This window comes from Streptomyces sp. NPDC056987 (genome assembly GCF_042673865.1).
Classification (GTDB): Bacteria; Actinomycetota; Actinomycetes; order Streptomycetales; family Streptomycetaceae; genus Streptomyces.
Window position 1 is genome coordinate 190,210 of the sequence record NZ_JBHURV010000002.1, and the last position, 26,416, is coordinate 216,625.

General features: G+C 69.8%; 20 protein-coding genes. 9 read left to right on the top strand and 11 right to left on the bottom strand.

Going from position 1 to position 26,416, the window contains the following annotated elements:
* Positions 1–202 precede the first annotated feature (202 nt).
* The gene (locus tag ACFTZC_RS03215; protein ID WP_382886335.1) at positions 203–1,348 is read right to left on the bottom strand and encodes an adhesin; all 1,146 of its coding nucleotides are present in this window, start codon (positions 1,346–1,348) and stop codon (positions 203–205) included.
* 213 nt (positions 1,349–1,561) lie between these two features.
* Positions 1,562–2,509: a hypothetical protein gene (locus tag ACFTZC_RS03220; RefSeq protein WP_382886337.1), complete on the bottom strand. Its 948-nt coding sequence runs from the start codon at positions 2,507–2,509 to the stop codon at positions 1,562–1,564.
* Between the two features lie 53 nt (positions 2,510–2,562).
* Between ACFTZC_RS03220 and ACFTZC_RS03225 the strand changes: the two genes are divergently transcribed.
* From ACFTZC_RS03225 to ACFTZC_RS03245, 5 genes are all read left to right on the top strand, one after another.
* Complete coding sequence (locus tag ACFTZC_RS03225; protein ID WP_382886340.1) at positions 2,563–3,852, top strand: CapA family protein; 1,290 nt, start codon at positions 2,563–2,565, stop codon at positions 3,850–3,852.
* Positions 3,853–4,298: 446 nt separating this feature from the next.
* Entirely contained in the window at positions 4,299–6,635 is a 2,337-nt protein-coding gene (locus tag ACFTZC_RS03230; protein WP_382886342.1) for a HAMP domain-containing protein, read from the top strand.
* 6 nt (positions 6,636–6,641) lie between these two features.
* The gene (gene pgsB, locus ACFTZC_RS03235) at positions 6,642–8,351 is read left to right on the top strand and encodes a poly-gamma-glutamate synthase PgsB (RefSeq protein WP_382886344.1); all 1,710 of its coding nucleotides are present in this window, start codon (positions 6,642–6,644) and stop codon (positions 8,349–8,351) included.
* The gene (locus ACFTZC_RS03240; protein WP_382886346.1) at positions 8,348–8,830 is read left to right on the top strand and encodes a poly-gamma-glutamate biosynthesis protein PgsC/CapC; all 483 of its coding nucleotides are present in this window, start codon (positions 8,348–8,350) and stop codon (positions 8,828–8,830) included. Before pgsB ends, ACFTZC_RS03240 begins: the two co-directional genes overlap by 4 nt.
* Before the next feature lie 28 nt (positions 8,831–8,858).
* Positions 8,859–9,932: a C40 family peptidase gene (locus tag ACFTZC_RS03245; RefSeq protein ID WP_382886348.1), complete on the top strand. Its 1,074-nt coding sequence runs from the start codon at positions 8,859–8,861 to the stop codon at positions 9,930–9,932.
* 85 nt (positions 9,933–10,017) lie between these two features.
* Here the strand turns inward: ACFTZC_RS03245 and ACFTZC_RS03250 are convergent, their stop codons facing one another.
* The 8 genes from ACFTZC_RS03250 to ACFTZC_RS03285 all read right to left on the bottom strand — a co-directional run bounded on the left by ACFTZC_RS03250 (position 10,018) and on the right by ACFTZC_RS03285 (position 20,480).
* Positions 10,018–10,263 carry a DUF397 domain-containing protein gene (locus ACFTZC_RS03250; protein ID WP_382886349.1) on the bottom strand — a complete coding sequence of 82 codons (246 nt, stop codon included), beginning with the start codon at positions 10,261–10,263 and terminating at the stop codon, positions 10,018–10,020.
* Positions 10,263–11,147, bottom strand: a complete 885-nt coding sequence (locus ACFTZC_RS03255) for a Scr1 family TA system antitoxin-like transcriptional regulator (protein ID WP_382886351.1) — start codon at positions 11,145–11,147, stop codon at positions 10,263–10,265. The genes ACFTZC_RS03250 and ACFTZC_RS03255 overlap by 1 nt, the downstream gene beginning before the upstream one ends.
* Before the next feature lie 223 nt (positions 11,148–11,370).
* The gene (locus tag ACFTZC_RS03260) at positions 11,371–13,566 is read right to left on the bottom strand and encodes an ABC transporter permease (protein ID WP_382886354.1); all 2,196 of its coding nucleotides are present in this window, start codon (positions 13,564–13,566) and stop codon (positions 11,371–11,373) included.
* The gene (locus ACFTZC_RS03265; protein WP_382886356.1) at positions 13,563–14,225 is read right to left on the bottom strand and encodes an ABC transporter ATP-binding protein; all 663 of its coding nucleotides are present in this window, start codon (positions 14,223–14,225) and stop codon (positions 13,563–13,565) included. The genes ACFTZC_RS03260 and ACFTZC_RS03265 overlap by 4 nt, the downstream gene beginning before the upstream one ends.
* A gap of 170 nt (positions 14,226–14,395) precedes the next feature.
* Entirely contained in the window at positions 14,396–14,731 is a 336-nt protein-coding gene (locus ACFTZC_RS03270; protein ID WP_382886358.1) for a hypothetical protein, read from the bottom strand.
* Positions 14,732–15,516: 785 nt separating this feature from the next.
* Positions 15,517–15,855 (bottom strand): hypothetical protein, encoded by a 339-nt coding sequence (locus ACFTZC_RS03275; protein WP_382886360.1) that lies wholly within the window; start codon positions 15,853–15,855, stop codon positions 15,517–15,519.
* A gap of 5 nt (positions 15,856–15,860) precedes the next feature.
* Entirely contained in the window at positions 15,861–17,789 is a 1,929-nt protein-coding gene (locus ACFTZC_RS03280) for an MFS transporter (protein ID WP_382886361.1), read from the bottom strand.
* A gap of 402 nt (positions 17,790–18,191) precedes the next feature.
* On the bottom strand, positions 18,192–20,480 hold the full coding sequence (locus tag ACFTZC_RS03285) for a D-alanyl-D-alanine carboxypeptidase (protein WP_382886363.1): 2,289 nt from the start codon (positions 20,478–20,480) through the stop codon (positions 18,192–18,194).
* A gap of 359 nt (positions 20,481–20,839) precedes the next feature.
* Here ACFTZC_RS03285 and ACFTZC_RS03290 point away from each other — a divergent pair, with 359 nt between their 5' ends.
* From ACFTZC_RS03290 to ACFTZC_RS03305, 4 genes are all read left to right on the top strand, one after another.
* On the top strand, positions 20,840–21,583 hold the full coding sequence (locus ACFTZC_RS03290; RefSeq protein WP_382886365.1) for a GPP34 family phosphoprotein: 744 nt from the start codon (positions 20,840–20,842) through the stop codon (positions 21,581–21,583).
* Positions 21,584–21,961: 378 nt separating this feature from the next.
* Positions 21,962–22,819, top strand: a complete 858-nt coding sequence (locus ACFTZC_RS03295; RefSeq protein ID WP_365809981.1) for a helix-turn-helix transcriptional regulator — start codon at positions 21,962–21,964, stop codon at positions 22,817–22,819.
* A gap of 217 nt (positions 22,820–23,036) precedes the next feature.
* The gene (locus ACFTZC_RS03300; protein ID WP_382886367.1) at positions 23,037–23,246 is read left to right on the top strand and encodes a DUF397 domain-containing protein; all 210 of its coding nucleotides are present in this window, start codon (positions 23,037–23,039) and stop codon (positions 23,244–23,246) included.
* Positions 23,247–23,674: 428 nt separating this feature from the next.
* Positions 23,675–25,273 (top strand): sodium:solute symporter family protein, encoded by a 1,599-nt coding sequence (locus ACFTZC_RS03305; protein ID WP_382886369.1) that lies wholly within the window; start codon positions 23,675–23,677, stop codon positions 25,271–25,273.
* Here the strand turns inward: ACFTZC_RS03305 and ACFTZC_RS03310 are convergent.
* Positions 25,233–26,369, bottom strand: coding sequence for an ADP-ribosylglycohydrolase family protein (locus ACFTZC_RS03310; protein ID WP_382886370.1), 1,137 nt, complete (start codon positions 26,367–26,369; stop codon positions 25,233–25,235). The two genes, ACFTZC_RS03305 and ACFTZC_RS03310, sit on opposite strands and share 41 nt — an antisense overlap.
* Positions 26,370–26,416 lie beyond the last annotated feature (47 nt).

Genomic DNA, 26,416 nt, shown 5'->3' on the forward strand with positions numbered 1-26,416 from the left:
GCGAGGGCGGCCATTGACCATGCACGAGTAGGTGCACCTTTCCACAAGTGACTCGCGGGAAACAAGGCGCACGGGTGCGGGGGCCGCTTTTTGACATAAAGTCAATTAGCAATGTGTGCACGGGTGTTACTCGCCGGCCGACGCTCGGCGGGCCGACGGCGGGGCGGCCGCCGTCGGGCCCGGCCCCGCGCCTACGCGCGACCTACGCGCACTTGACCCGCATCTGCGCCGCCGCATGGTGCGCTCCGACCCGCTCCTCGCTGCCCCAGTCCTGGCCCCGGTCGACCAGCCGTACGGCGAACGTCTTGCCCTTGACCGGGTAGCTGCCCACCTGGACCAGGCTGCCGCGGTGCGCGACCTGGCGTACTCCGAAGGTCGCGAAGCCGGAGGCGCTGTCCGCCGGATCGGCGAGCACCTGGTAGACGGTGGGATCACCCGCGGCGTCGGCGTCGCGCCCGCTGTCCGGTACGTAGACGGCGAGGGCGCACTTCTCGTACGACGCGTCGAGCTTCCAGGACCAGACGGCGGAGGAGCGCCCGTCCACCTTCGGGCTGCCCGACATCGGTACGGCGGAGAACCGCCCGTCGCACGAACTGCCCTTGTAGCCACCGGAGTGGACGGTGTACCAGGCGGCCTTGCCGTTCTCGAAGCGGCCGTGCTCGCGGTACTTGCCGGTCGTGCAGCCGGGGCCCGCCCACTCCCCCGCGCCCGGTCCGTCCTCCGGGGGCGGGGAGGAGGCGGGCGGGTCGGTGGTCGCGGAGGCTCCGGGGCCTGGGGCCACACCGCCCGCCTGACCGGCGCCGCCCTCCCCCGCGTTGCCGCCGCCTCCGCCGGCGTTGCCGGGGATCGTGCTCGGGGTGACCTCCCCGCCCAGCCCCGGCAGTTCCGGGGAGCCGACCCGCGACGGCTGTCCGGCGCCGGTGGCGCCGTCTCCGTCACCGCCGCCCGTGCCCGCGACCACGGCGACCGTCACACCCAGGCAGCCGAGGGCCACCACTGCGAGGGTGGTCAGCAGGCGCTTACGCGAGGCCGGGGCGCCGTCGGCGGAGGCGGACCTGGACCTGGACTTGGAGTTGGACGCGGAGGAACGAGAGGAACGAGAGGAGCCGGAGGAACCGGGGGAATCGGCGGAACCGGACGCGGAGAAGGGGCGGAGCGGTCTGTCGTCGTCCGGGGAGCTCCCCGGCATCATCGTTCTGGAAACCCAGAGGTCCTCGTCCGCCACGGGGGTCCCGTACGTACGGAACTCCCCCGGCCCGCCCGGCACTTCGGGCGCACCCGGCGCCCGCGGCCCGCCCTCCTCGCCCCGCATCTCCTCGGTGCCCGCGCCGCATACGGGGCATTGCATGCCCGGCAGCCAGACTTCGTGGCCACTCCCGCACCGTTCACACCTCATGTCGCCTCACTATGGGGGATCGCACCGTACTCCGGCAGCAGAAGACCACGATTGGTCTGCCAATTCTCCCGCGCCCCGAGTTGACCTTGCCCCGAGGTCAGGCACGCGTGCCCGGCCCGGCCCGCACGGCGGGCTCCAGGTGGCCGCGTACTGGACCGGGACCGCCTACCGCCACTCCTGTACCGCCGCCGCCATGGCGCCGACCGCGCCGCGCAGGCGGTCCGGGTCCGTGCGGACCGTGCGGCTGGCCTCGATGTGGAGGAACGGTACGCCCTCCTCGGCCGCGAGGACGCCCTGCTTGTTCGTACGGCCCGCGAGCGGGCATTTCTCCGACCAGGCGCGGCAGACCCGGAAGCCGTCGTCGACCAGGGCGCGCGCCAGGGTGACGGCCTGCGGGCGGGCCGCCTCGCCCGCGCCCGTGGAGACGACCAGGTCGTGCTCCGGGACGCTGCTGTCGGCGAATCCGTGCACCTGGATCCCGGGCATCCGACGGGCGACCAGCTCGGCGCAGACGGCGTGGAAGACCGTGTCGCGGCGGTGCGCCACATCGGCGGCCCGGCCCTCCCCCGCCTTGCGGTGCGTCCCGGCGATCACCAGCACCCCGCCGGGCGCCCCGCGCAGTATGCCGACGCCGAGCCGGTCGCTGTACGCGTCCGCGACGGGGTGCGGTACCTGTACGGAGAAGCGGACCGGGTCGTCGAGCGCCACGTACACCCGCCCCCAGCCGCGCATGTTCTCGGACGCCCGGTCCGCGATCTCCGCGTACCGGCGGCCGGGCCGGTCTCCCGGGGCCTCGATGTCACGCAGGATCCGTACGCCGAAGTCGACCTCCGCGAGTCTGCGTTCGGCCTCCTCGTGCTTGCCGTCCACGTACAGCGCCACCCCCTCGGCGAGGGTGTCGCGCTGGGCGCGGTCCGGCGGCAGGTAGCGGGCGTCCACGACCTTCCCGGTGGTGAAGTCGGCGATGCGTCGCTCCAGGTCGACCTCGGTGGTCCGGCCGTCGTCGCCGGCCTCGGAGCGGGGCGGGTCGGACCCGTCGGAGGACCGGCCCAGGATCGGGGTGACGATCACCACAATCACCGCGATCAAGGCTCCGGCCAGCAGGCTTGCCATGATTGTTATCTTCACGGTCGGAGATCGTGTCATATGCGGGTCAAAATACCGGTGTGAAGAGATCCCTCCCCCTGTCCCGCGCAGTGCCCCGCACGGCCCTGCGCACGGCGGCGCGCACCACCCTCCGCGCCGCCGCGGTCCTCGCCCTCGCCACCGCCGTCGCGGGGTGTTCCGCACTCGGCGCGGGGGACGACGGCGGATCGGGCGGGAGCGACGGGGCGAAGGCCGAAGGGCCGTCGTTCACGGTGGCCGCGGCCGGTGACGTACTGATCCACCCGCCCCTGATCGACCAGGCCGCCAAGGACGCGAAGGCGCCGGGCGGGAACGGCAAGGCGCTGGACTTCGGTCCGCTGATGGCGGGCGTGCAGCCGGTGATCAGCAAGGCGGATCTGGCGATCTGTCACATGGAGCCGGTGATCGCCAAGAAGGGCGGCCCGTACGAGGGCTTCCCGAACTTCCAGGTCCCGCCGGAGATCACCACCGCGATCAAGGACATCGGGTACGACACCTGCTCGACGGCGTCGAACCACTCGATCGACCACGGCCCCGAGGGCGTGAAGCGCACGCTCGACACGCTCGACGCGGCCGGCCTGAAGCACACCGGCTCCGCCCGGACGAAGGAAGAGGCCGAGACGCCGCTGATCGTGGACGTCAAGGGCGTGAAGGTCGCGCAGATCTCCTTCGCCTTCGGCTTCGTCAAGCACGAGGTGCCCGCGGACAAGCCCTGGCTGGTCAACAAGACGTCCTTCAAGGCGATCGCCGCCGCCGAGCGCGCGGCGCGCAAGGCGGGCGCGGAGGTCGTCATCCTGAGCATCCACTGGGGACGCGAGTACCAGCAGGAGCCCAGCACCGCGCAGATGAAGCTCGCCCGGCGCATCGCCGAGAAGACCGGCATCAACCTGGTGATCGGGCACCACGCCCATGTGGTGCAGCCGATGGAGAAGGTCGGCGGCACCTGGTTCGCCTACGGTCTGGGCAATCAGGTCGCCCGGCACGAGGTGCCCAGCGGTGTGTCCGAGGAGGGCGTCATCGGCTGGTTCACCTTCACCCAGCGGGGCGGCGAGTGGGACGTACGGCCGCAGTACCTGCCGACGTACGTGGACACCCCGCCCGCCCCGGAGGACCACGAGGACCCGGACTCGCTGCCGCCGGGGGCGGTCACGGACTTCCGGCTGCTCAACCCGGTGCAGGCGATCAAGGACGGCAAGGGCGCCGACGGGAAGAAGTACACCCAGGAGCAGCTCGCCCGGTACCGGCTGGCCTTCGACCGTACACAAGGGACGATGCTGAACCGTGGCGCGGAGAAGGACGGACTGACGCCCCTCCAGGCCCTGCCCGAATGACCGGGCGCCGCCTGAGGCGTCCCGCCCGCCCACGCCGTCGCACGCCCCGGGCCCGATCCTTGGCCCGGGGCTGCCCTGAGTTACCGGTCCCCGCCCCGAGTTACCAAGCGTCCCGGGCGAACTCTGGGTGAACTGTGCGGTCCGGATCAGGTGCCCGTGCGCCCATGGGCCCACGGGTCCGCGCGCCCGTCGTATGCCCCGAGCCGGGCGCGTTACCCACTCGCACACCACCTGTAACACAGATCACACATGAATTAGTTCGAACCAGGGACAACCATTCGAGAGCCTGACCGGTCCTCATATCGCGACGGGGGCTCGTATCGCGACAGAGGCAGTGTTCTCACGCCTCCGTCCGTCCCCCCTCGCCCTGCCTGAACCGGCCCCGCGCCCGCCGCGTGGCCGCCACCAGCTGTGCCCGCACACACTGTCCTGAGAGAGGTACCCGCATGGCCGCGTCGTCTGCGAAGCGGCGGCACAAGGTCCGCAAACGGGCCGATATGTCGCTACTGGGCGGCATTCGTCCACCGATCGCGGCCCTCTCGGCCCTGCTGCTCGCGCTGGCCGCCCTCACCGCCTTCGGTCTCGGCAACCCGATCAAGGACCCGCTGCCCGAGGCCGTGCTCACCTCTCAGCAGCACTTCGCCGAGGACGGCGCCATCGCGCTGCGCGCCTCGCTGGACGAGTCGATCACCGACCTCAACCGGACGGCCGCCCTCTTCAACGCGGGCGACCCGGTCTCCGCCGACACCGTCCTCGACAAGCTCGGCAGCGTCTACCAGAAGTGGCGCGGCTCGGCCGTCGTCGAGATCAAGTCCGGCAAGCTGCTCGCCGCGCGCGGCGAGAACGTACCGCTGCTCGCGGTCGACCGGGACAAGCTCGCCGACCCCGGCGGCCTCGCGCCCCGCATGGTCCGGCTCAAGAACGGCGAGACCCGGCTGCTCACCTTCGCCCTGCTCTCCTGGGAAGGACAGCCGCAGCAGCTCCTGGTCACCTCGAACAGCCTGAAGTTCCCCGGCGTCAGCCTCGGCAAGTTCCGGGTGATCGCCGTCGTCGACTCGGGCGGCCAGATCCTCAGCAGCGACGGCATCCCGGTCCCCGAGAAGATCCCCTCCGACACCGTCGAGGAGGAGGTCAAGCAGACGAAGAAGCAGCTCGCCTCCTTCGCGAAGCGCAGCGCCGAGAAGTCCGCCGAGAACCCCCTCAAGGCCAAGGAGCCCGGCTCCGGCGGCTTCCTCGGCGTCAGCGGGACGATGACCGGGAAGCGCATCAGTGGTGAGCGCCCGATCGCCGGATACGCCTCGCTGGCCGCGCCCGAGGCGGGCGAGTCCACCGACGCCACCGGCCTCGGCCTCTCCGTCGTCTCCCTCGTCACCGTCCCCGAGAACACCAGCCGCGTGAACAGCCCGCTGTTCGGCCTGCTCTCGGCCGCCGCGCTGCTCCTCATCGGCGCGCTCGCCGTGACCCTGCTGCTCGGTACGGTCCAGCGCCCCCTGATCCGGCTCTTCCTGGAGAGCCGCCGCCTCACCCGCGGCGACCTCACCCGGCCCGTCACCGTGCCCCGCTTCGGCGAGACACGGCGGATCGGCCACGCCCTGGACCGGCTGCGCCGCCAGCTCCTCGGCGAGACGCCGGAGGCCACCGCGGACGGCGCGCCCACCACGGCACCGAACGGCGACGGCCCCGGCGGCAAGGCGCCGCGCCGCCGCCGCGGACGCCGCGTCGGCACCCGGGCGCTGCTCGCCACCGGCGGCATCCTGCTGCTCGTCTGGTCCGCCCCGATGATGCTGCTGCTCAACCGCGCCGGGGACTCCGTCGTCGTACCGCAGCAGATCGTCAGCGATCAGCGCGAGCGCACCGACACCCTCGCCGACCGGGTGCGCCGCGCCCTCAACGAGGGCCACGCCGACATCGTCTCCGTCGCCACCCTCATCGGCGACAAGACGGAGCCCGACGCCATGTCCGCCGTCCTGGAGCGGACCATGGAGGAGCACGCGCGCTACCAGTCGATGTACGTCCTCTCCGGTGACGGCGAGGTCATCGCCAAGGCCGGCGACGCACCGAAGCACGCCGAGGGGCAGAAGCCCGGCGCGGACCCCCTCACCGTCCTCGACACCGACAGCAAGGAACCTCGCATCGCCGGCTACGCCGAGCTGCCGGGACGCGACGGCGCCGTCGTCGTCGGCGAATTCCGCGTCGACTTCCTCAACTCGCTCCTGAAGCGGCCCGGCCTCGGCCAGGTGCGGATCGTCGACGCCGAGCGGCGCGTCCTCGGCTCGAACACCGGCTACCTCGCCTTCGAGAAGCTGCCGTCCAAGCGGCTCGACTCCTTCGTCGCCGGCACCAACCAGCAGGTCGGCCTGAGCGCCAAGCCCAGCAGCGTCCTCTACCGCAGCGGCGACGGCATCCAGATCGCCGCCGCCGCGCCCTTCGCGGGCGGCGGTGTGGCGAAGGAACTGCGCTGGTCCGTCGTGAGCTGGCAGCCCGCCTCGGGACTCGCCATCCCCGAGTACAGCGCGCAGAACCGTACGGTCCTCGCCGGGCTGCTCGGTGTCACGGCCGCCGCCGGCTGCCTGGGCTGGCTGCACATCATCGTCGTACGTCCGCTGCGCGACCTGGCCAAGCAGGCCGAGACGCTGGCCGACGGCGACCGCCGTACCGTCCTCTACCCGCGCCACCACGACGAGGTCGGCGCCATCGCCCGCTCCCTGGAACTGCTGCGCCAGCAGCTCCAGGAGCAACGCAAGCGCGATGGCGCGCCGTCCGCCCTCGCCGGAAGGAACTGACCGACCGTGCTCTTCCTCTACTTCGTGCTGCTCATCTGCAGCACGATCCTGCTGGTCGCGGGACTCGTCGAACAGCGCAGGCACTTCACCAACCTGAACCGGATCCCCACCCGGGTGCTCGTCAACGGCATCCGCGGCAAGTCCTCCATCACCCGGCTCTGCGCGGGCGCGCTGCGCGGCGGCGACCTCGTCACCGTCGCCAAGACCACCGGCACCGCGGCGCGCTTCATCCACCCGGACGCCACCGAGGAGCCCGTCTACCGCAAGTTCGGCATCGCCAATGTCGTGGAGCAGATCGGGATCGTGCGGCGGGCCGCCGCGTACAACCCCGACGCGCTGGTGATCGAGTGCATGGCCGTGATGCCCGCGCTCCAGGAGATCAACCAGTCCAAGCTGATCCGCTCCACGATCGGCGTACTGTGCAACGTCCGTGAGGACCACCTCGCCGAGATGGGCCCCACCCTGGACGACGTGGCCCGCTCGCTGTCGCGCTCCATGCCGGAGGACGGCATCTGCGTCACGGCGGAGAAGGATCGTTTCGACATCCTCCAGGAGGAGGCGGACGCCCGGAACTGCCAGCTCATCTACGCGGACCCCGAGACCGTCTCCGACGAGGAGCTGCGCGGCTTCAGCTGGTTCACGTTCAAGGAGAACGTGGCCATCGCGCTGAAGGTCGCCGAGCTGATGGGCGTCGAGCGCGAGACCGCGCTCCAGGGCATGTACGACGCGCCGCCGGACCCGGGTGTCCTCTCCGTCGAGCGCTACCTCACGCCGGACGGCAAGAAGCTGCGGTTCGCCAACGTCTTCGCGGCGAACGACCCCGAGTCGACGCTGATGAACATCAACCAGCTCCTCGACCTGGGCGCGATCTCCCGCCCGCTCAACGTGGTCATCAACTGCCGCCCCGACCGCGTCGAGCGCAACGGCCAGATGGGCGAGATCATCCCCGAGCTCCAGCCGGAGAAGGTCTTCGTCATCGGCCACCCGGCGAAGAGCGCCATCGACGCGATCCCGGCCGAGTGGCGCTCGCACGCCGTCGACCTGGGCGGCGACAAGCGCGATCCCGAGGAGTTCATGCGCGAACTGCTGGGGATGCTGGGGCAGGAGTCCTCGCTGGTCGCGATCGGCAACATCCACGGCCAGGGCGAACTGCTGCTGGAGCACCTCGCGGAACTGCCCGCGGACGAGACGCCGGACCCGGAGGATGAGGACGGAGCCCCCGGCGGGTCGTCCGGCGGCACGAGCGGCACCGGTACGGTACGGACGCCTCCCGCCGCCACGCCCGACGCAGCCGGTACGGTCGCCATCCCGGTGGTGTCCGCTTCCGCGCCCGCCGCCCCGGCGCTCCGCGCCCTCCCGCCCGCGCCCGCCGACGATCGGCAGAGCGAACAGCCCACCGCGCACCCCCGCCACGACGAGACCCTGGCGCTGCCCCGCTACGCCCCGCGCCTCGACCCGTACCGCCCCTATTCCGAGGCGTACGAGCAGCGCTACCAGCAGCGCCCCGCCACCGAAGTGCCGCGCCCGCGCGGCGCGTTCGAACCGGTCCAGATGCCGGACCAGGGCCAGAACGAAGGCCAGGGCCAGGGCCACCAGGATCCGCACGGCCGACAGCAGCAGGCGCAGCACCACTTCCCCGACGGCGAGTACCCGGAGCACCCGGAGCACCCCTCGTCCCACCAGACCCCGCGGCAGAACCCAGGAGAGCTCCGTTGATCCCCGCAGTCCTCACCCCCGAGATCGCCGCGATCGGCATCGGCCTGGGCCTGATGTTCTCCCTGATCTGCTACCTCACCACCAACCTCTCCCCCGGGGGCATGATCACCCCGGGCTGGCTCGCGCTGACCCTCGTCGAGGACCTCCAGCGCGCCGCCATGGTCGTCGGCGTGACCGTACTGACGTACGTCAGCACGCTGCTCGTCCAGCGCTTCGTGATCCTCTACGGGAAGCGCCTGTTCTCCGCGGTCGTCATGATCGGCGTGCTCCTCCAGGGGACCGTGATGATCGTGCTGTCGCTGGAGTTCCCTCTCATGTACGCCAACCAGACGCTCGGCTTCATCGTCCCGGGCCTGATCGCGTACCAGCTCGTACGCCAGCCCAAGGGCGCGACCATCCTCGCCACCGGCACGGTCACGCTCACGGCCTACGTCGTCCTCACCGCCGGCATCCTGCTCGGCGCACTGCCGTCAGCCTGACCAGCCCACCCACGGGAGCCGATTCGTCATGAGTGCCAAGTCCAAGAAGCGGGGCCGCCCGGTCCTGCATGCCACGACGGTCCTCGCGCTGCTGGCCGGCAGCGCCTATCTCACTGTAGAACTCCGCAAGGACGAGCAGGCCAAGGCGCCCGCCGTCCAGGCGATCACCGACACCCCCGGCAAGCTGGCCAACGGGTCCAAGGCGACCGGTGAGCAGACCTGGGAGCGGCTGAAGAGCCCGGAGCGCTCGGTGCTGCGCGGCGGGGACGGCGACATCCTCGCCACCTTCACCGACGGCGCGCGCACCGCCACCCTCACCGGCCCCAGCCGTACCTTCGACGAGCCGACCAACACCAAGTCCCGTGTGGTCACGGAGAACTGGGTGCGGCTGATGCCGGAGGTGTGGACGGAGGGCGCCGAGAAGGAGAAGTGGTTCAAGGACTGGTTCAAGGAGTTCTACGGCAGCGAGGAGGACGACATCTTCGCGTTCGCCTTCCAGTACCTGGAGGGCGCGCCGCTCAAGAAGGACGACGAGGGCGTCCCGTACGCGGGCGACGCCAACTTCGGGCCGATCGACGAGAGCACCCCCGGCAACCGCCTGGAGCAGTCCGACTTCTACGACTACCTCGGCATCCCGTACACCTTCCGCGACGGCACCACCAAGCAGCCGCAGCAGGCCCGCTACCGCGCGATGGACTGCTCGGGCTTCATCAGGACGGTCTTCGGCTACCGCGCCCGCTACCCGCTGATGTCCAGCGACAAGGCCGGCGACGGTCTGCCGCGCACCGCCAACGGTATGACGCGCTCGGACGTCGGCGTCGACATCTACAAGCTGGGCGGCCCCGCCCCCTGGTACAAGCGGCCGGACTCCACCAGCAAGCTCCAGCCGGGCGACCTGGTGTTCTTCAAGATGGACAAGCGCACCGCGAACCGGATGGACCACGTAGGCCTGTACGTCGGCAACGACACCGACGGCCACCAGATCTTCGTCTCCAGCCGCAAAGAGGTCAACGGCCCGACCATCGGCGACCAGGGCGGCACCTCGCGCCTGGACGGCAACGGCTTCTACGCGGCACTGCTGCGAGCGGCCAAGCGCCTCTGACGCACAGCACACCACACCACCGCGAGCGCCCCGCGCCTGGACCAGTCGGCTCCGGGGCGGGGCGCTCGTACGTATCCGCCGAAGCTCAGGCCCGGGTCGCGTACGAGAGGAAGCTGCTCCAAGCCCCCGGCGCAAGGGCGAGCTGCGGCCCTTGCCGCACCTTGGAATCCCGGACGTGAACGGTGTCGAGGCAGGTGGCCACCTCCACGCAACTGTCGCCGGAGCCGCCGCTGTAGCTGGACTTGTGCCAGGAGAGGGCGACCTCGACGCAGTCGTCGCCGGAACCACCGCTGTAGGTGCTCTTGAACCAGACCAGTTCCATGGTGCTCATCATGCTCCTCGCATCCGCCGCAACAGGCTCAGGGAGTCTTCGAGGGAGAGAGCCTGCGACCGCATCCTGGCATACCGCATCTGGAGCTTGCTGACCACCTTGGGGTCGGAGATGAACTGTCCGCTCTCCTGGCCCTCGCAGTACGCGAACCACCGGTTATCCGGGCTCTCCAGCAACTGCATGGGGCCGTCGAGCCCCGCATGAGACTCCCGCACCTGTGGCATCAACTGGATCTCCACATTCCGCAACTCCGCGATCTCCAGCACATGTTCGACGAGCCCCCGCGTCACCTCCGCCCCGCCCGTCCGCCGCAGGAACAGGTGCTCCTCCAGGATGAAGCTGTACGTCGTGTTCGGCCGCTCCCGCAGCAGCCGCTGCCGTTCCGCCCGCGCCGCCCACTGCGCCTCGATCTGATCGTCATCAAAGAGTGGCAACTGCTCCACGAACAGCGTGCGCGCGTACGCCTCCGTCTGCAAGAGGCCCGGAATCAGGCGGCATTCGTACGTGTACAGATTCAGCGCCTCCGCCTCCAGCAGCGCCCACTGCCTGAACCAGCTCGCCAGCCCCGGTTTCCGCGACAGATGCCGTGCCGCGCCCCTGATCGCCCCGAATCCGTCCAGGACCTCCTCCGACCGCTCCACGAAGGCCCGCTGCGGGAACCGCCTGCCCTGCTCGATCGAGGCGACCGTCTGCACCGAGTACTGCACCCTCGGGGCGAACTCCTCCTGGGTCAGGCCCGCCCTCTTCCGGAAGGCCTTGACGACCTCGCCGAACGCCTTGAGGCTGTCCGACCTTTCCGGTTCCACCCCGGTGGGGCAGGGTCCCGCCCCACCGGGTCCATCGATCCCCCCGGTCCCGTCCGTACTGCCGGTCTCGTCCGCCATGCCAGGACACCTCCCGCACACCCGCCTCGACGCACACTCTGAACCCGGACATGGTGACGTGGAGTCATCACACCCGTCCACTGTGTGTACCCGTACGCTGACTCAGCGTACGAGTCGCCGGACTGGTGAACCGCCGTTCGGCCGGGCCGGATTGGCGTACTGACGCCAACGCCGGGGTTTCCGCGTGCTGCCGTATTGTCCCGTGCGTGACCGGTGACGATGCTCAGTCCGTCTCGGGCTTCCAACGGTCTGTGGTGCGAATGGCCGAAACGGATCCAACGAGCCAGACCGCGAAGGCGACTACGACAAGAGTGATGGTCAGGGAGACCAGAACGAAGGTGGACAGGGACGCCCCGACGACGGGGTTGGTGAGTGGGGTGGCGAGCCACTCGTTGGCCAGCAGACCGAGACCGGCCGCGAGGAGGAGTGGTAGCAGCAGGGTCCAGGCTGCGGTCGCCAGGAAGATACGGCGTCGGCCCGTGAGTACCCCGAGAGGTGCAATGGATCGGCTGAAGCGCTGGAATTCGGCAAGGCTGTTGAGGCTCAGGGCAAGGGCCGTTGCCGTGATGCCGGCCACGCCGAAAAGGGCGACCCAGGCGCCGCGGCTGGCCCTGGTCACGACTCCGCTCAGCCAGCCCCCTCCCGGGGTTTCAGCGTTCGGGGTCGGTGAGAGACGCGTGAAAGCTGCCTGACGGATCCGGTCGACGGGCAGCTGTTTTCCGTGAGTATCCAACAGGACGAGGTACCGGCCGCCACTGGTTGCCGACGGGGCGGCGACGGGCCCCACTCGCAGGGAGATGTCAGTTCCGCCGGAGAACCAGTTGGCGAGTTCACTCAATCGCGCATCGGGGTCCGTCACGCCGAACGGTTCTGGGTTGCCGCATGAACGCTTGATGGCCTTGAGTGCCGCGCAGGAAGCCTGAATGGAAACCGTGGTGCGGTTTTGGTCGTCGGTGTCGCCTGTCATCGAGTAGGCCTGCACACTTGACGGGAGCTCGGCAAGAAATGCGCGGGTTCGCTCGCTGAGGTTCGGCTGACTCAGCGTGTAGACGGTGTCGTTGAGCCGATCGGCCGAGGCGCGGGCTGCCGCGTACTCGGAACTCAGGCGGCTGCTGTGGAGCTGCACCTGACCGACCAGGCCGATCGCGATGACCAGGCCCGCCACCAGCCGCACGGTGATACTGGGGTTTCCGGCCATCCATCGTCCGGCTACGAGCGTGCCGGACATCCCGGTCCGGCGACCGAGCCGGCCGAGAGCCCGGCCGATCAGGGCGATGAGCAAGCCGATCACGGACGGCAGCGTGGCCATTGTCAGAGCGACGCCGGCGCTGTAGATCAGCAGGAACAGATACGTGTTGCCGTTGGACAGCGGCTCGGGTCCCTGGACGGTGAAGAAAACCGCAAAAGGGAAGACCGTCGGCCACCACCGGGGCAACCGGCCGCCAGCGGCCCGTAGGCGTGTCCCGCTGTCCCGCTGGACGCGGTGGAGAACCGAAGCCGCCAGGACCACCACGACGAACGAGGCCAGCGCCGCGACCAGCCAGGCAGCGGTATATTGGGCCACGTCTGCGCGCGACATGGTGTAGTCGGTCAGCGGCAGAGTCACTTCGATGTGCGCGGCCCAAAAAGCCGGAACAATTCCCAGCACCGTTCCGACGAAAGCGGGCAGCAGCGTCTCACCGGCGTTGACCAGGGTCCGTGCGCTCCACGAGGCACCAAGCGCATCAAGGAGAACGGTCCGACGCCGACGGGCCTCTGCACCCATACGGACGGCGACCACCGTCAGACCGAGGGCGGGCAGAACCAGGAGGCCCAGCACCGTCGTTGCCAGAACCCTCAGCGATTCGACGTTCAGGCTGTTGCCGAACATTGTGCCCGGTGCACCGTAACCGTTGACGGTGAAGGCTTTCTCCCGATCGATAAATCGGTCGTCGGCCGGACGAACGTAGGCGAGGAGCTCGTCGGGATCGGCCAGTCCATTCTGAGCGATCCGGCCCGAGGCCTGACCGTAACGCGTCAGGATTCCGTGGGCGGCACCCCGCTCGGCAAGGGCAGGGGAAAGCACCGACTGTCCCGGGCGCGGCCACGTGCGCAGCCCTGGTGGCAGGGGCGCGCCTTCTGCCAGCGGTGCCATGTAGACGACGGAGTACTGCTCCTGACCGATTTCGTCGAAAGAGGGTTGCCAGAGCACGACGGCCGGCTGTGAAGGGTTGCTGTCATGGACAACGGGATTGCGTGCCGCACTGCGCTGCTCACGACCGTCGTATGCGGCTGCGGAGAGAATCAGCGCCGTCACAGCCAGCGTGAGAGTGGCGGCGCCACAGACGAGTGCGACGAATCGGAGCCCGCCGCCACGGACCGACCGTCCCGCATGCCAGCCGACCGTCACCAACTGCCGGGTCAGGGAACGCTCTTTCACGAGGCACTCACCGGATTCTGCAGCCGCCCGGCCTCCAGCAGGAGTGTGCGGTCCGCACGAGCGGCCACAGACGCATCGTGCGTGACGACCAGCAGAGCGCACCGCCGACGCTCGGGCAATGAGAACAGCAGGTCAGCAACCGTCTCCCGATTTACAGAGTCCAGCGCCCCGGTCGGCTCGTCCGCCAGCAGGAGGGCGGGCTCGTTGACCAGTGCGCGCGCCACCGCCGTGCGTTGACGCTCACCGCCCGACAGGTGGGCCGTCGGGGACCCGTCCGCCGGAACACCCAGTTCCTGCAGCAGACGCCTGGCCCGCTCGTAGGCTTCCCGATGTGGCAGCCCAGCCAGCAGGCCGGCCAAGGCCACGTTTTCCAAAGGCGTCAGTTCAGCCAGCAACTCGCCGAACTGAAAGACCATCCCCACGTTCGCGCGACGGTGCTGTGCCAAGGCACGGCCACGCATCGGCACGATGTCGCGGCCCGCAATCCGGACCGTCCCCGTGTGTGGTTTGGTCAGTCCCAGCAGGCACATCAGCAGCGTGCTCTTCCCACTGCCGCTGGCGCCTGTCACCGCGACCGACTCACCGTAGGAGACGTGCAGAGTGACGTCGTCCAGAAGAGCACGGTCCGGCAAGGCATAGTTGAGCGAATCGACCGCCACTGCGCTCTCGGAAGGTGAGACAGATGTTGGAACAGGCGGGGTCGGCGGCGGAACGGTCACAGCAGGCCTCTCAACGGCAAGTAGGTCGGAGTAAGTGTGAGGCCGGCCCCTCGGGGCCGGCCTCACACGTCAATCAGTCGTCACAGGGACTTGATGTCCGTGGTCAGACGTCAGGCCACCCACTTCGAGCAGGTGTCGGGAGCGGCCTGCTCCTGTCGGCATGCACGGATCTGGTAGACGACGGTGCTGCCCGTGGAACTGACGGTGGTGCCCGAGCCGCTCTTGTTCCAGAGGTTCTTGGTCACGCCCGGCTCGGCCTTGCGGTAGTACTCCCCCTTCGCAGAACGGCTGTCCGCCTTGGTGTCCTCGACGTTCGCGGTCAGGTTGGAATTTGAGGTGTAGGCCTTCGACCCGTCGGTGCTCGCCGTCAGGGCGAACGCCGGGGCGCTGCCGCAGAGCGCAGCGATCCCGGCCACGGTGCAGGCAGCCTTCGTAAGAGTACGCATGCGTGTAATCCCCTCCCTGAAAAGCCCTCGCTGGGCTTCCCTGGAGCCAAGCCCGGCACCCCCCTGCGGCAACCGAACGTGATCAACTGACTCCGCCTAGATAAGAACCCGCCCATGTTCGATCAAGCAACATCATTTCGATGGGATGACTGAAAAAGCGCCCCTCCAGATCTCGCTAACCATCATCCCATTTGCCCCCCTCTGCGAGGCTTGGGCATTTGCTTGCGGAAAAATGGAGTCGAGGATTCGCCCCTTTGCTGAGCAAAATGCGACGGGAGTGTGAATTTTTGTCTCCTTCTTCACGCATTTACAGCGACCCTCTCGGGCCTGTGATCCACGAAGACTTGAAATGATCTACGGCAGAGGTCTGCTGCTGCGCCGACCTCTGCACCCCGAGCACCTGGTGAAGGGATCGCCGCCGCGTCGGCGACTGATCCGGAGCCAGACCCGGCGAGTATGACGTTCCTGACCGAACAGCGCCTGGTCCACCCGCCCGACAATCAGCCTCTGCCGTCGGTCACGACCGCCGGGGGGGGGGATGTTCCGCCGCACCTGTAGGAAGATCGCCGAGACGAACGACGCTTTCGCGGGTATGGCGTTCACCCCGCACGACATAGCCGGACCCAGGGCTCGTTATAGCCGGACCCAGGGCTCGTTTTCCCGGTCACCAGGTTCGGGGCGCCGACGGTCGCGGTGACGTCAACGAATCAGGTGGAACGCACGAGGCATCGCCGTTTCCCGGCCCTTCGAAGTCACCGAGACCACCCGGCATCCGAAGGCGCTCGTCATACGGATCCCCGACGGACGGGCCCTGGTGGCCAGCGGTTGACCACCGTGCGCGCCACCCTCATCAGCCCGTGTCTGGTCCCCGGGACACACGACTCCTGCAGCCCGCCGATGGCGACGTGGGCGTTGAGGACGTAGAGGGCACACGCGGAACGCGGTTCGTCACCGTGGTCCGTTCGCTGCGCAGCCGTGCAGTCCACGCCGTTCCAGCGGTAGCGCAGGGCACCGTGGGTCTCCTCGTACGGGGTGCCATGGGCGAGGGCCTCGATGAGTGCGTTGCGGCGGACCGTGTCATTCCGCAGAAAAACCAGCGCAGGGCGGCCGGGGCCGGCGAGCATCCGGCTCAGCGCAGCTCCTCCGGGCAGCCCGTCCCGCGCGGCAGTTGGTACGGCGCGGCCAGGCGGTAGACCCCGGCCCGGGGGGCGAGGAGTTCCGTCCATTCGTCGCCCTGCGCGGTCGGCTCGGCCTTCAGCAGGCAGCCGTTGGGGTTGGTGAAGGTCTTCGGGCTGTTCCCGTCCGCCTCCCCGGCCGCCTTGGACGCGGCCGTCTCCTGCGGCGGCAGCACCCGCTTGCCGTTCTCGTCGACCAGCGCGAGCCACGGCGAGTACGGGATCCGGATGAGCACCCGCCCGGCGGACTTCACCTGGATCGTCACCTCTTCCGCGCCCGCCCGCTCGACGATCGAGGGCGGGTCGGCGAGCGCCGTCGGGTCCTGGACGACGTAGAGCGTCCAGTTGGCGTCGCCCCACAGGCGCTCCAGGTAGGGCAGGCCGCCCTGGACCAGCTCGGCCTCCACGGCGGCGCCGTCGTCGAACCGGCCCTCGGGCAGCACCACGTAGTGCACGGCCCAGCGGTCCAGCCAGTCGCGGTACGTCGTCTCGGTCAGGGTGTCGTCGTAGAAGAGCGGGTTGCGCTCCATGTCGGCCTGCCGGTTCCAGCCCCGGGCGAGGTTGACGTACGGGGTGAGCGCGGAGGACTCGCGGTGGCTGCTGGCGGGCACGACCTCGACGCGGCCCTTGTCGGCGCCCCTGCGCTGCAACTGGTTGACCAGCGGCGCCAGCTCGCGGGCCCAGGAGGCGGTGGGGGCCGTCCGGACGATGTCGTCGACGCCCTTGAAGCCGATCCAGAAGTTCAGCCCGGCGAAGGCGACGACCAGGGCGTACCAGCGGCGGGTGCGCGGCGCGGTGTACGGCAGGGCGGCGAGCAGCACCACCCCGCCGACGATCATCGCGAACCGGGAGACGTTGGAGCCGATCTGCGAGTCGATCACGTACGTGAGCAGCACCCCGGAGCCGTAGACGGCCGTGGCGACCCGGACCGTACGCCACTCCCGGGGGACGAGGACGAAGGTGAGGACGGAGAAGAGGAACGGCAGCGAGGCCGTGCCGACCGACATCGGCTGCGTGCCGGAGAACGGGAACAGCCAGGCCGAGAGCGCCACGACCGCGGCCGGGGCGAGGCCGAGCGCGTAGGCCCCGGGGCGGCGCTTGTTGAGGAAGAGCGCGGCGGCCACGACACCGAGGAACAGCCCGGCGACCGGACTGGCGGCGGTGGCGAGCGCGGCGAGCGGCGCGGCGGCCACGCCCTTGAGCCAGCGCTTGCGGCGCCAGCGGTGGGGCCAGCAGAACACGGCGGCGACGGCGCCGAGCGCGAACATCACGCCGAGGCCGAAGGTGACGCGCCCGGAGAGCGCGTTGCAGAGGAACGCGAACACCCCGGCGAGCGCGCACGCGACGGGGTTACGGACGGCCGGGACGCGGACGAGGATCAGCGCGGTCAGGGCGGCGGAGACCGTCCCGGCGACCATCATGGTCGAGCGGACCCCGAGGACCGACATCAGGTACGGCGAGACGACGCTGTACGAGACGGGGTGCATCCCGCCGTACCAGGCGAGGTTGTACGCGGAGTCGGGGTGGCGGCCCACGAACTCGGCCCAGGCGTCCTGGGCGGCGATGTCGCCGCCGCTGTTCGCGAAGAAGAAGAACCAGAGGACGTGAACGGCCGCGGCGACGAGGGTGGCGAAGAGGACGGGATGCCGCCGCACCCGCTCCCGGACCCCTGGGAACCGCCCGCCTCCGCCGGGGGCCCCGGGCTCCTCGGGGCGCGCGGACGCGTCCGTGAGCGGCTTCGGGGCCGGTCCCTCGGTCGGTCCTTCGGTCGGTTCCGCGGATCGGTCCGCGGATCGGTCCGCGGGCAGATCTATTCGCGCCTCGGCGGCGGGCGCACCGGGGGCGGCGCCGCTTTCGGCGCGCGTCGGCTCAGCGGTCGTCACTGCGGCTCTCCACGTCTTCCCGTCCCACCGTCGCTCCGTAGCGCGGTCACGCGGTCCTGCGGTCCCGCGGCCGCCCGAAGCTCTTCTCCGTAACCCGTCATTCGTCACGCGTAGTTCGTGGCCCGTGGCCCGGTGTGCCGACCCCGGCATCCTTGCAGGACGCCCGCATCTTCCAGGACGCCGAACCCGTGTCGCTCAGTTGCCCGGGCGGCCGACCGAGCGGCCGGCCGGGCAGATGACGGGGCGGTGCCCAACAGATGTCCGTTTCGCGACGCTAGCACGTATGGCTGGCGCGTACGGCAGGCGCGTGCTCCGAAGCCGTCACGTGCGGCCCTACGGGCGGTGGCCCCGGAGCACGAACACTCCGGGGCCACCGGCCGTCACACCGCTTCCGGCGACCGGTCAGCCGACGCGGGTCAGCTTCGCGCCGAAGCCGGGCTCGACCAGGTCCTCCTGGAGCGCGACCGGTGCGGTCACCTGGCCAGGTCCGGAACCGACGGTCAGCTGACCGACCACCGTGCCGGCCGTCGCCGTCTGCGGGACCGCCTTGCCGCCGTCCGTCACCCCGAGGGAGATCTTCAGGCTCGGCCAGCCGGCCGCCGTCAGGTCCTTGGTGGCGACGACGGGGGTCTGGCCACCGAGTCCGTCGTCGACGTAACCGACCGTCTGGCCCTTCTTCACCACCGTCTGCGACACCAGCAGCTCACGGGTGTCGATCAGCACCTTCTTGCTCGCCGCGTTGACCGCGTCGATGATCGAGGGGCCCCGCTGGCCGAGGATGGCGCCCACGACGTACTGCTTCTTCGTTCCGTCGACGTCCTTGGTCGCGGCGAAGAGCAGGTTGCCGCCGGCCTTGGTGGTGGTACCGGTCTTTATCCCGATGGCGCCGTTGTAGGGCACCAGGGTGTTCCAGTTGGGCCATGTCTTGCCGGACGGGTCGGTCCACTGCGGCAGCTGGGTGATCACCATCAGCGCCTGCATCTTCACCAGTTCCAGCCCCAGCTTGACCTGGTCGGACGCGGTGGAGACGGTCGTGGCGTCCAGACCCGACGGGTCCGTGTACTTCGTGTCCTTCATCCCGAGGTCCGCGGCGGCCTCGTTCATCTTCTTGACGAACGCGTCCTGCGATCCGGCGTCCCAGCGCGCGAGCAGCCGGGCCACGTTGTTCGCCGAGGGGATCATGAGCGCGCTGAGGGCGTCCTTCTGGGAGAGCTTGTCGCCCTCCTTGATCGTGTTCAGCGTCGACTCGTTGCCGGACTCGTCGTAGCCGCCCTCCTTCTCCGCCAGGGCGTCGACCGGGATCATCGCACCGTCCTGACCCACCTTCATGGGATGGTCCCGCATGATGATGTACGCCGTCATCGACTTGGTCACGGAGGCGATCGGGACCGGCTTCTGCTCGCCGAAGGAGTCCACCTCCCCGAGCCCCGCCACCGACATGGCGCCCTGCCCGTGGTCGGGCCACGGCAGCGTGGGCTTGTCGCCGTCGAAGGAGTACTCGGAGTCCGCGCTGAGCATCAACTCCGGGGCGGGTAGCGGCCGTACCGCCTGGACGATGGCGAAGACGACCACCGCGAGCAGCACCAGCGGCGTCCAGATCTTGACCCGGCGGACCATCGTGCGGACCGGGGTCTCCGGCGGGGCCGGCTTGTTGGTCAGCTCGGCGAGCAGGTCGAGCGGGGGCATCGGCGGCAACGGCTGCTGCCGGGTCCGCTCGGCCTCCGGGATCCCGGACGGCGCGGGCGCGGGCGCCGGTGCCTGAGCCTGGGGCTGGGGCTGGGCCTTGGACGCCGCCGGGGGCGCCGCCGGGGCCGGACGGTCGTCGCGGCGCAGGGGCACGAACGTACTCGTCCGCTCCGCCGGGGCCTCGGCCACGTCGGCCGACTTGGGCAGCTTCAGCGCGGTGGTGGGCTGGTCGGTGGTGGGCTTGGGAAGGGTCTTGAAGACAGCGGTGGCCTGGTCGACCGGCCCGGACTTGGACTTGGAGCCGGACTTGGGGCCGGACTTGGGGCCGGACTCGGGGCCGGACTCGGGGTCGGACTTGGGGTCGGGGTCGGGGTCGGATCCGGGCTTGGACTCGGCCTCCGGCTCGGACTTCGGCCCGGGCTTGGACCCGGACTCCGGCTCGGACTTGGACCCGGTCCTGGACTCGGGCTCGGATCCGGTCTTGGACTCGGCTGCCGGCTCAGGCTTGGACCCCGACTCGGGCTTGGACCCGGACTTGGGCTCGGACCCGGACTTGGGCTCGGAAGCAGGCGCGGGCCGGTCGTCGCCGCCGTCGCTCTTGGACGACTTCACCGACGCCTTCTCCGACGCCTCGGCGTCGTCGGCGTCGTCGGCGTCCTTCGACTCCGGGGACTCCTTGGGCTCCTTCGGCTCCTCGGAGTCCTTCGCGGCGCGCGGCTTCTCCGGCTCCTGGGCACCCGCTTCGGGCGCCTTCCCGGCGTCTTCCTCATCTTTCTTCCCGTCAGGCGCCGGCGAGTCGGCCGAGGCGTCCTCGGCCTTCTCCGCACTCTCCGGCTCGGGCCTCGCCCACGAAGGCGACCCGGCGCCCTTCAGGGTCATCGTCCGGTTGTCGGACTTCGGGCGCTCCGGGGACACGCTCGCCGCGTCCTCGGCAGCCGCCGGGCCGTCCTCCGGCTCCGCCGTGGAGTCCTCGTCCCGATTTGCGGTCGCAACCCTCGTCGACACCCCCGAGCCGGACTCCGCCCCCTCGGCCCCCTCGCCCCCGTCTCTGCGCTCCGGCACGGCCGCGGCCGATTCACGGAAGACCGAAAGCCTCGGGTCACGTTCGCCAGGAGTCGTCTCCCCCGACGACTTCCGCTGATCCGATTTGTCGGGGGACTCGCCCGCCACCGTGTCTCCTTCATGTCTCATGCGCCGTAAACCGCACTGTCCGAAGCATCTATCAGTGTCCCGCTCTGGGACCTCGGCCCGGGTGCTAGACGAGAACGACATACATAACGGTTCCCGCACAAAGCACCCAGGCACCCTCGACAGACCATTGTGAGAGGGGTCACCCTGTCATTCATCCACGCGGGGAGGCATGGATGGGCAGGAGCCGCAGAACAATTCCGGAGGAGCTTCTGTTGCTCGCTCTGGACCCGGCCACGGGTACCACAGCGCAGCCGCAGTCGCTCGACCTCGGCCTGGCCGGAGCACAGCTAGTAGAGCTGGCTCTGGCAGGACGGATAGCCCCTGACGGGGATCGTATCGCCGTGGTGATGCCACGGCCGACCGGAGATCCGACTCTGGACTCCGCACTGGAGTTGCTGCGCAGACGCGGCAGCCCGGTTCGGGCGGTCCACTGGATCGGCGGGCCCCGGCTGGGGCTGCGCCAGACCTATCTCTCGCATCTGGAGCGGTGCGGCATGGTGCATGCCGTCGCGGGCCAGATGTGCGGGGTGCTGCCGACGACTCGCTACCAGGCGACGGAGACGGCGATCAGCCGGGAGATCAGGTCCCGGCTGGACAGCGCGATCCGCACCGGCGTTCCGCCGGACCCGCGGACCGCGGCGCTCGCCGCGCTGGCCCATGCGGTCGGACTCGGCAAGCACCTCTATCCCGGGAACGAGGGGCGCTCGTCGCGCTCCCGGCTCCGGGACCTGATCAGACACGACCCGATGGGCGGTCTCGTGGCGCACGCCGTGATGGACGTCCAGAACGGGGTGGGCGCACAGCCGCGCCGTAACCCGGCCCAGGGCGCCACCGGCGCTCCGGCCGGCGCGCGGCCGGTCGGTGGCGTGCCCATGCAGCCGCAGCGCGGCGGCATGGCGCGCGTGCCTGCGCACTGACACACCGCAATCCGACGCGCAGTCGTCGTCCAGCAGGCCGGACCCGGTTCGGGAGCCGCACAGGACGCGCGGGGCAGCCAACACCATCCGGCTGCCCCGCGCGTCGCGTATCAGCCATCCCCCGGCCGCCTCACGGGCGCCTGGAGCCCCGGCAAAGGGCCAGACCTTTGGCCAGGGGTCCACAGGGCCGCTGAAGCCCTGGGAGGGGCCCTGAGGCCCGCGACGGCGCCAGGGCGCGCGTGGGGGCGCGCGGCGCGGCGCGCAGAACGGCGCAATCACCTCTGTAGCCATTTCCCAGCGCGGCCGGGACCTTTGGTGGCAGTCTGCTGAGCAGTAGATACGTACAGCTACAGCTACACAGCCGGAGGTGCAGTTTCCGTGGCGTCCAACGTCAATCCCACCGTCAGGCGACGCCGATTGGGCCAGGAGTTGCGCCGCCTTCGCGAACTCAAAGGCATGACGGCCGAGGAAGTCGCGGAACGCCTGCTGGTCTCCCAGTCGAAGATCAGCCGACTGGAGAACGGCCGCCGCTCGATCAGCCAGCGCGATGTACGTGATCTCTGCGGGGTCTACGACGTCGAGGACAGCCGGATCGTCGACTCGCTTATGCAAATGGCCAAGGACTCCCGCCAGCAGGGCTGGTGGCACGCCTTCGGCGACATCCCGTACAGCGTCTACATCGGGCTGGAGACGGACGCGGCCTCGTTGCGCGTGTTCGAACCGCAGGTGGTTCCCGGGCTGCTCCAGACCCGCCCGTACGCCGAGGCGCTGATCAACGGCGCGCTTCCGGAGTCGGCCGTACCGGATGTGGAGAAGCGTGTCGGGGTACGGATGCGGCGGCAGGACCGGATCAACGCGCCCGAGGAGCCGCTGCGGCTCTGGGCCGTGGTCGACGAGGCGGCGCTGCGGCGGGTCGTCGGCAGCCGTCAGCTCATGCGCGAGCAGCTCGAACACCTCGTGGAGCAGTCGCAGTTGCCGCATGTGACGGTTCAGGTGCTCCCTTTCGACATGGGCGCGCATCCCGGAATCAGCGGGCACTACGCGATTCTCGAATTCCCCGACGCGTCGGACTCCAGCGTGGTCTACATCGAGGGCGTGACGAGCGACCTTTATCTGGAGAAGGCGAATGACGTGCAGCGGTACAGCGTGATGTACGAACACCTGCGCGCGCAGGCCCTGAATGCGGATCAGACGCGGCAGTACATCGCGGATATCGCCAAGGATTACGCCCGTTGAGTGATCGTCACATTGGTCCGGATTGTCGAACTGATCCGCTTTTACGCATGGAGGCGGGGGAAGTATACAACTCAATCCGCTTCGGACGTAAGGCTGTTCCCCCATAGACCATCCGGACGAGTGAACACACATCCCGCTCATCAAGTGAGGCGAGTAGCGTCGATCATGCCAGCAGAAGTTGGCGCTATGTCACCTCACTTGCTGAACCGGAGCGAATATGGCAATCCTTCAGGGCGCTACGGACACGTGGACGAAGTCCTCGTACTCCGGCGGAAACGGCGCATGCGTAGAGGTCAGGTCCCCCTTCGTCCAGGCCATTGCCGTCCGGGACTCGAAGGCTCCCGAGGGGCCGTCGATCTCCTTCGTCCCCAGCTCGTGGAATGCCTTCGTCCAGGAAATGGGCAAGGGCGCCGCCGGCCTCGCCTGAGGCCCGCCGCGTTTTACCGCAGCACAGACAGAGCCCTCTCGACCGGTCCGCCGTCCTGGCCGAGGGGGCTCGACCATGCCCGGCCGCGCGGGACCCGCATCCCGCGCGGCTGTTTCCGTTCCGTACGGCCACCCGCTCCGTACGCCAAAGACCCGCGGCCCACGACCGGAGCCCGCTGACGAAGTGCCCGCTCATCCTGGGTGAGCCAGCACGGTCACGACAACGCCATGGAGAGTCAAGAACAGGTAAAACTGTTCGGCTTACTGACCTGCGTTCACGTCCATGACCGCATACGCCCTTGACCCGCCACCCCACCAGGCGGTTCAATCCCCCAAGTCCCCGCTCCCGCACGGGGGTTGCCGCCGACCGGAACGCGCCCACTGACGAAGCGCTCCGACGTTCAACCGGCGGACCCCTGGAGGGGTGACATGAACAGCCTCGACTGGATCGTGCTCATCGCGTACTTCGGCGTCATGATCGCGATCGGCATCTGGTCGCACAAACGAGTGGACAACGTCAGCGACTTCTTCACCGCGGGCGGCAAGATGCCCTGGTGGCTGTCGGGCATCTCGCACCACATGTCCGGGTACAGCGCCGTGATGTTCACCGGATATGCCGGCATCGCCTATCTCTACGGCGTCACCTCGTTCGTGACCTGGTCCTTCCCCATCGCCATCGGGATCGGGATCGGCGCGCAGATCTTCGCGCCCCGGCTCAACCGGCTGCGCTCCCGGCTACGGGTCGCCTCGCCGCTCGAATATCTCAAGAACCGGTACGACCTGAGAACACAGCAGGCGCTCGCCTGGTCCGGGCTGCTGCTGAAGATCGTGGACGTGGGCGCCAAGTGGGCCGCCATCGCCACCCTGCTCTCCGTCTTCACCGGGATCTCCCTCAACCAGGGCATCCTCATCACCGGTGTCATCACCGGCATCTACTGCACCGTCGGCGGGCTGTGGGCCGACGCCCTCACCGAGCTGGGCCAGTTCATCATCCAGCTCTTCGCCGGGATCGCGATGCTCGTCGCGGTCATGGGCGAACTCGGCGGCGTCAGCGCGCTGTGGACGGTCTGGGACAAGCTCCCCGAGGGCCACGCCGAGCCGACTGCGGGACCGTACACCGTGACGTTCCTGCTGGCGTTCCTCTTCATCAAGACCTTCGAGTACAACGGCGGCATGTGGAACCAGGCGCAGCGCTACATGGCCACCGCCAGCGCCCGCGAGGCCACGCGCTCGGCGCGGCTCTCGGCCGTCCTGTGGCTGGTGTGGCCGCTGGTCCTGTTCTTCCCCATGTGGTGCGCGCCGCTGCTGGTGGAGGCGCAGAAGCCGGACGCGTCCGACTCGTACGCCCTGATGACCGAACAGCTCCTCCCGCACGGGCTGCTGGGCCTGGTCATCGTCGGCTTCTTCTCGCACACCATGGCGATGTGCTCGTCGGACGCCAACGCCATCGCGGCGGTCTTCACCCGGGACATCGCCCCGGTGCTCTCCCGGGCGGCGCGCAGCTGGTCGGACCGGGCGGGGCTGCTGGCGGCGCGGCTGTCGACGATCTCGTTCCTCGCGCTGTCGATGGCGATCGCCACCCAGGTCAACTCGCCGACGTTCAAGGACATCATCACCGTCGTCATCAAGTGGGTGGCCGGGCTGATGGGGCCGATCGCGATCCCGTTCATGCTGGGGCTGCTCAAGCCGTTCCGTAAATCCGGGCCGACGGCCGCGCTGGTGAGCTGGGCGATGGGGCTGCTGGCGTTCTGGCTGGTCAACTACCCCATCAACTGGAACGTGGACGGCGGTGTGCCGCTCCAGTACCAGGTCTCCGTGCCGCTCGCGGTGTCGCTCGTGCTGTACATCGTCATCGGCTTCCTGAAGCCGGAGGACACCCCGGAGCGTGACGCGCTGCTGGGGCGGATCGACGGGGACGGCCACGAGGAGACCGACGGGGCGGGCGACTCGAACGGCAAGGGCAACGGGAACGGCAAGGGTCCCGGTATCAGCCGCGCGGGTAGCGGGTCAGCCAGCCCGACTCCGTGACATCGGGGCTGTGCAGGGCCGGCCCCTGGGTCATCTCCATCGCGAAGTCGTCGGCGATCTCCAGCAGGGTGGGCCGGCCCTCCAGCTCCGCCAGCCAGGCGGGCGGCAGGGCCGTCTCACCGTGCATCGCCCCCAGGATCGAGCCGCAGAGGGTGCCCGTGGCGGCGGAGGGACCGTCGTGGTTGACGGCGAGCCGCAGCCCCTGGCGTACGTCCTCGGCGACGAGCGCGCAGTAGACGGCGACCGCGAGCGCCGACTCGGCGGTGCGCCCGTCGCCGAGCGCGGCGATCTGCTCGGGGCCCGGCACGCCCTGCCGTACGAGGTCGAGCGCCTGCCGCAGGGCCGCCGTGACGGGCTCGTGGCCGGTGCGCGGCGCGATCAGCACGCAGGCGCGCTCCACACCCGCCTCCAGGGTCCCGCCGCGCGCGATCTCGTGGACGATCACGGCGTAGGCGCCCGCCGAGATGAAGGCCCCCGGCGAGCCGTGCGTCTGGACGGCGCACTCCAGCGCGAGCTGGCAGACGAGTTGCGGCTCCCACCCGACGAGCAGCCCGAACGGCGCGGACCGTACGAGCGCGCCCGCGTCCTGCGCGATGGGGTTCTTCGGCTGGTCGAGCGTGCCCATGACCTGGTCGCCGAAGCCGGTGAGGCAGGAGATGGTCGGGTCGCGGCGCACGTACAGCCACTCCTCCTGGGCGAGCCATCCGTTGTCCTTGCGCCGCAGGTCGGGCCCCCAGTCCCGCTGGGTCGCGGCCCACCGCAGATGCGCGCGGTGCACATCGGTGGGCGGGTGCCAGGCGCCGAGGTCGCGGCGCACCTGGGCGCGGATCAGCCCGTCGACGGTGAACAGGGTGAGCTGGGTGTTGGCGGTGACCGCGCCGCGCCGGCCGTACGCGGGGACGAGGTCGCCAACGCCACCCCCGCCACCCGCGCCGCCGGGGACGCCGTGGGCGGCCCGGATCTCGTCGAGCGTGAGCGTGGCGACCCCGGCGCCGAGCGCGTCGCCCAGCCCGCCGCCGAGCAGCGCGCCCCGTACCCGGCTGCGGAAGTCCTGTTGCTCGGCACGGCCCCAGACGGCTCCGGACGGTGTGCTCACGCGGCCCCCTCCCCTGTCGGCCCCCGATCGGACTGCGCACGGTTGCG

Coding starts and splice junctions, on each gene's coding strand:
- ACFTZC_RS03215 (WP_382886335.1), bottom strand. CDS start 1,348: ATGCAATGCCCCGTATGCGGCGCGGGCACCGAGGAGATGCGGGGCGAG.
- ACFTZC_RS03220 (WP_382886337.1), bottom strand. CDS start 2,509: ATGGCAAGCCTGCTGGCCGGAGCCTTGATCGCGGTGATTGTGGTGATC.
- ACFTZC_RS03230 (WP_382886342.1), top strand. CDS start 4,299: ATGGCCGCGTCGTCTGCGAAGCGGCGGCACAAGGTCCGCAAACGGGCC.
- ACFTZC_RS03245 (WP_382886348.1), top strand. CDS start 8,859: ATGAGTGCCAAGTCCAAGAAGCGGGGCCGCCCGGTCCTGCATGCCACG.
- ACFTZC_RS03250 (WP_382886349.1), bottom strand. CDS start 10,263: ATGAGCACCATGGAACTGGTCTGGTTCAAGAGCACCTACAGCGGTGGT.
- ACFTZC_RS03255 (WP_382886351.1), bottom strand. CDS start 11,147: ATGGCGGACGAGACCGGCAGTACGGACGGGACCGGGGGGATCGATGGA.
- ACFTZC_RS03270 (WP_382886358.1), bottom strand. CDS start 14,731: ATGCGTACTCTTACGAAGGCTGCCTGCACCGTGGCCGGGATCGCTGCG.
- ACFTZC_RS03275 (WP_382886360.1), bottom strand. CDS start 15,855: ATGCTCGCCGGCCCCGGCCGCCCTGCGCTGGTTTTTCTGCGGAATGAC.
- ACFTZC_RS03290 (WP_382886365.1), top strand. CDS start 20,840: ATGGGCAGGAGCCGCAGAACAATTCCGGAGGAGCTTCTGTTGCTCGCT.
- ACFTZC_RS03300 (WP_382886367.1), top strand. CDS start 23,037: ATGGCAATCCTTCAGGGCGCTACGGACACGTGGACGAAGTCCTCGTAC.
- ACFTZC_RS03305 (WP_382886369.1), top strand. CDS start 23,675: ATGAACAGCCTCGACTGGATCGTGCTCATCGCGTACTTCGGCGTCATG.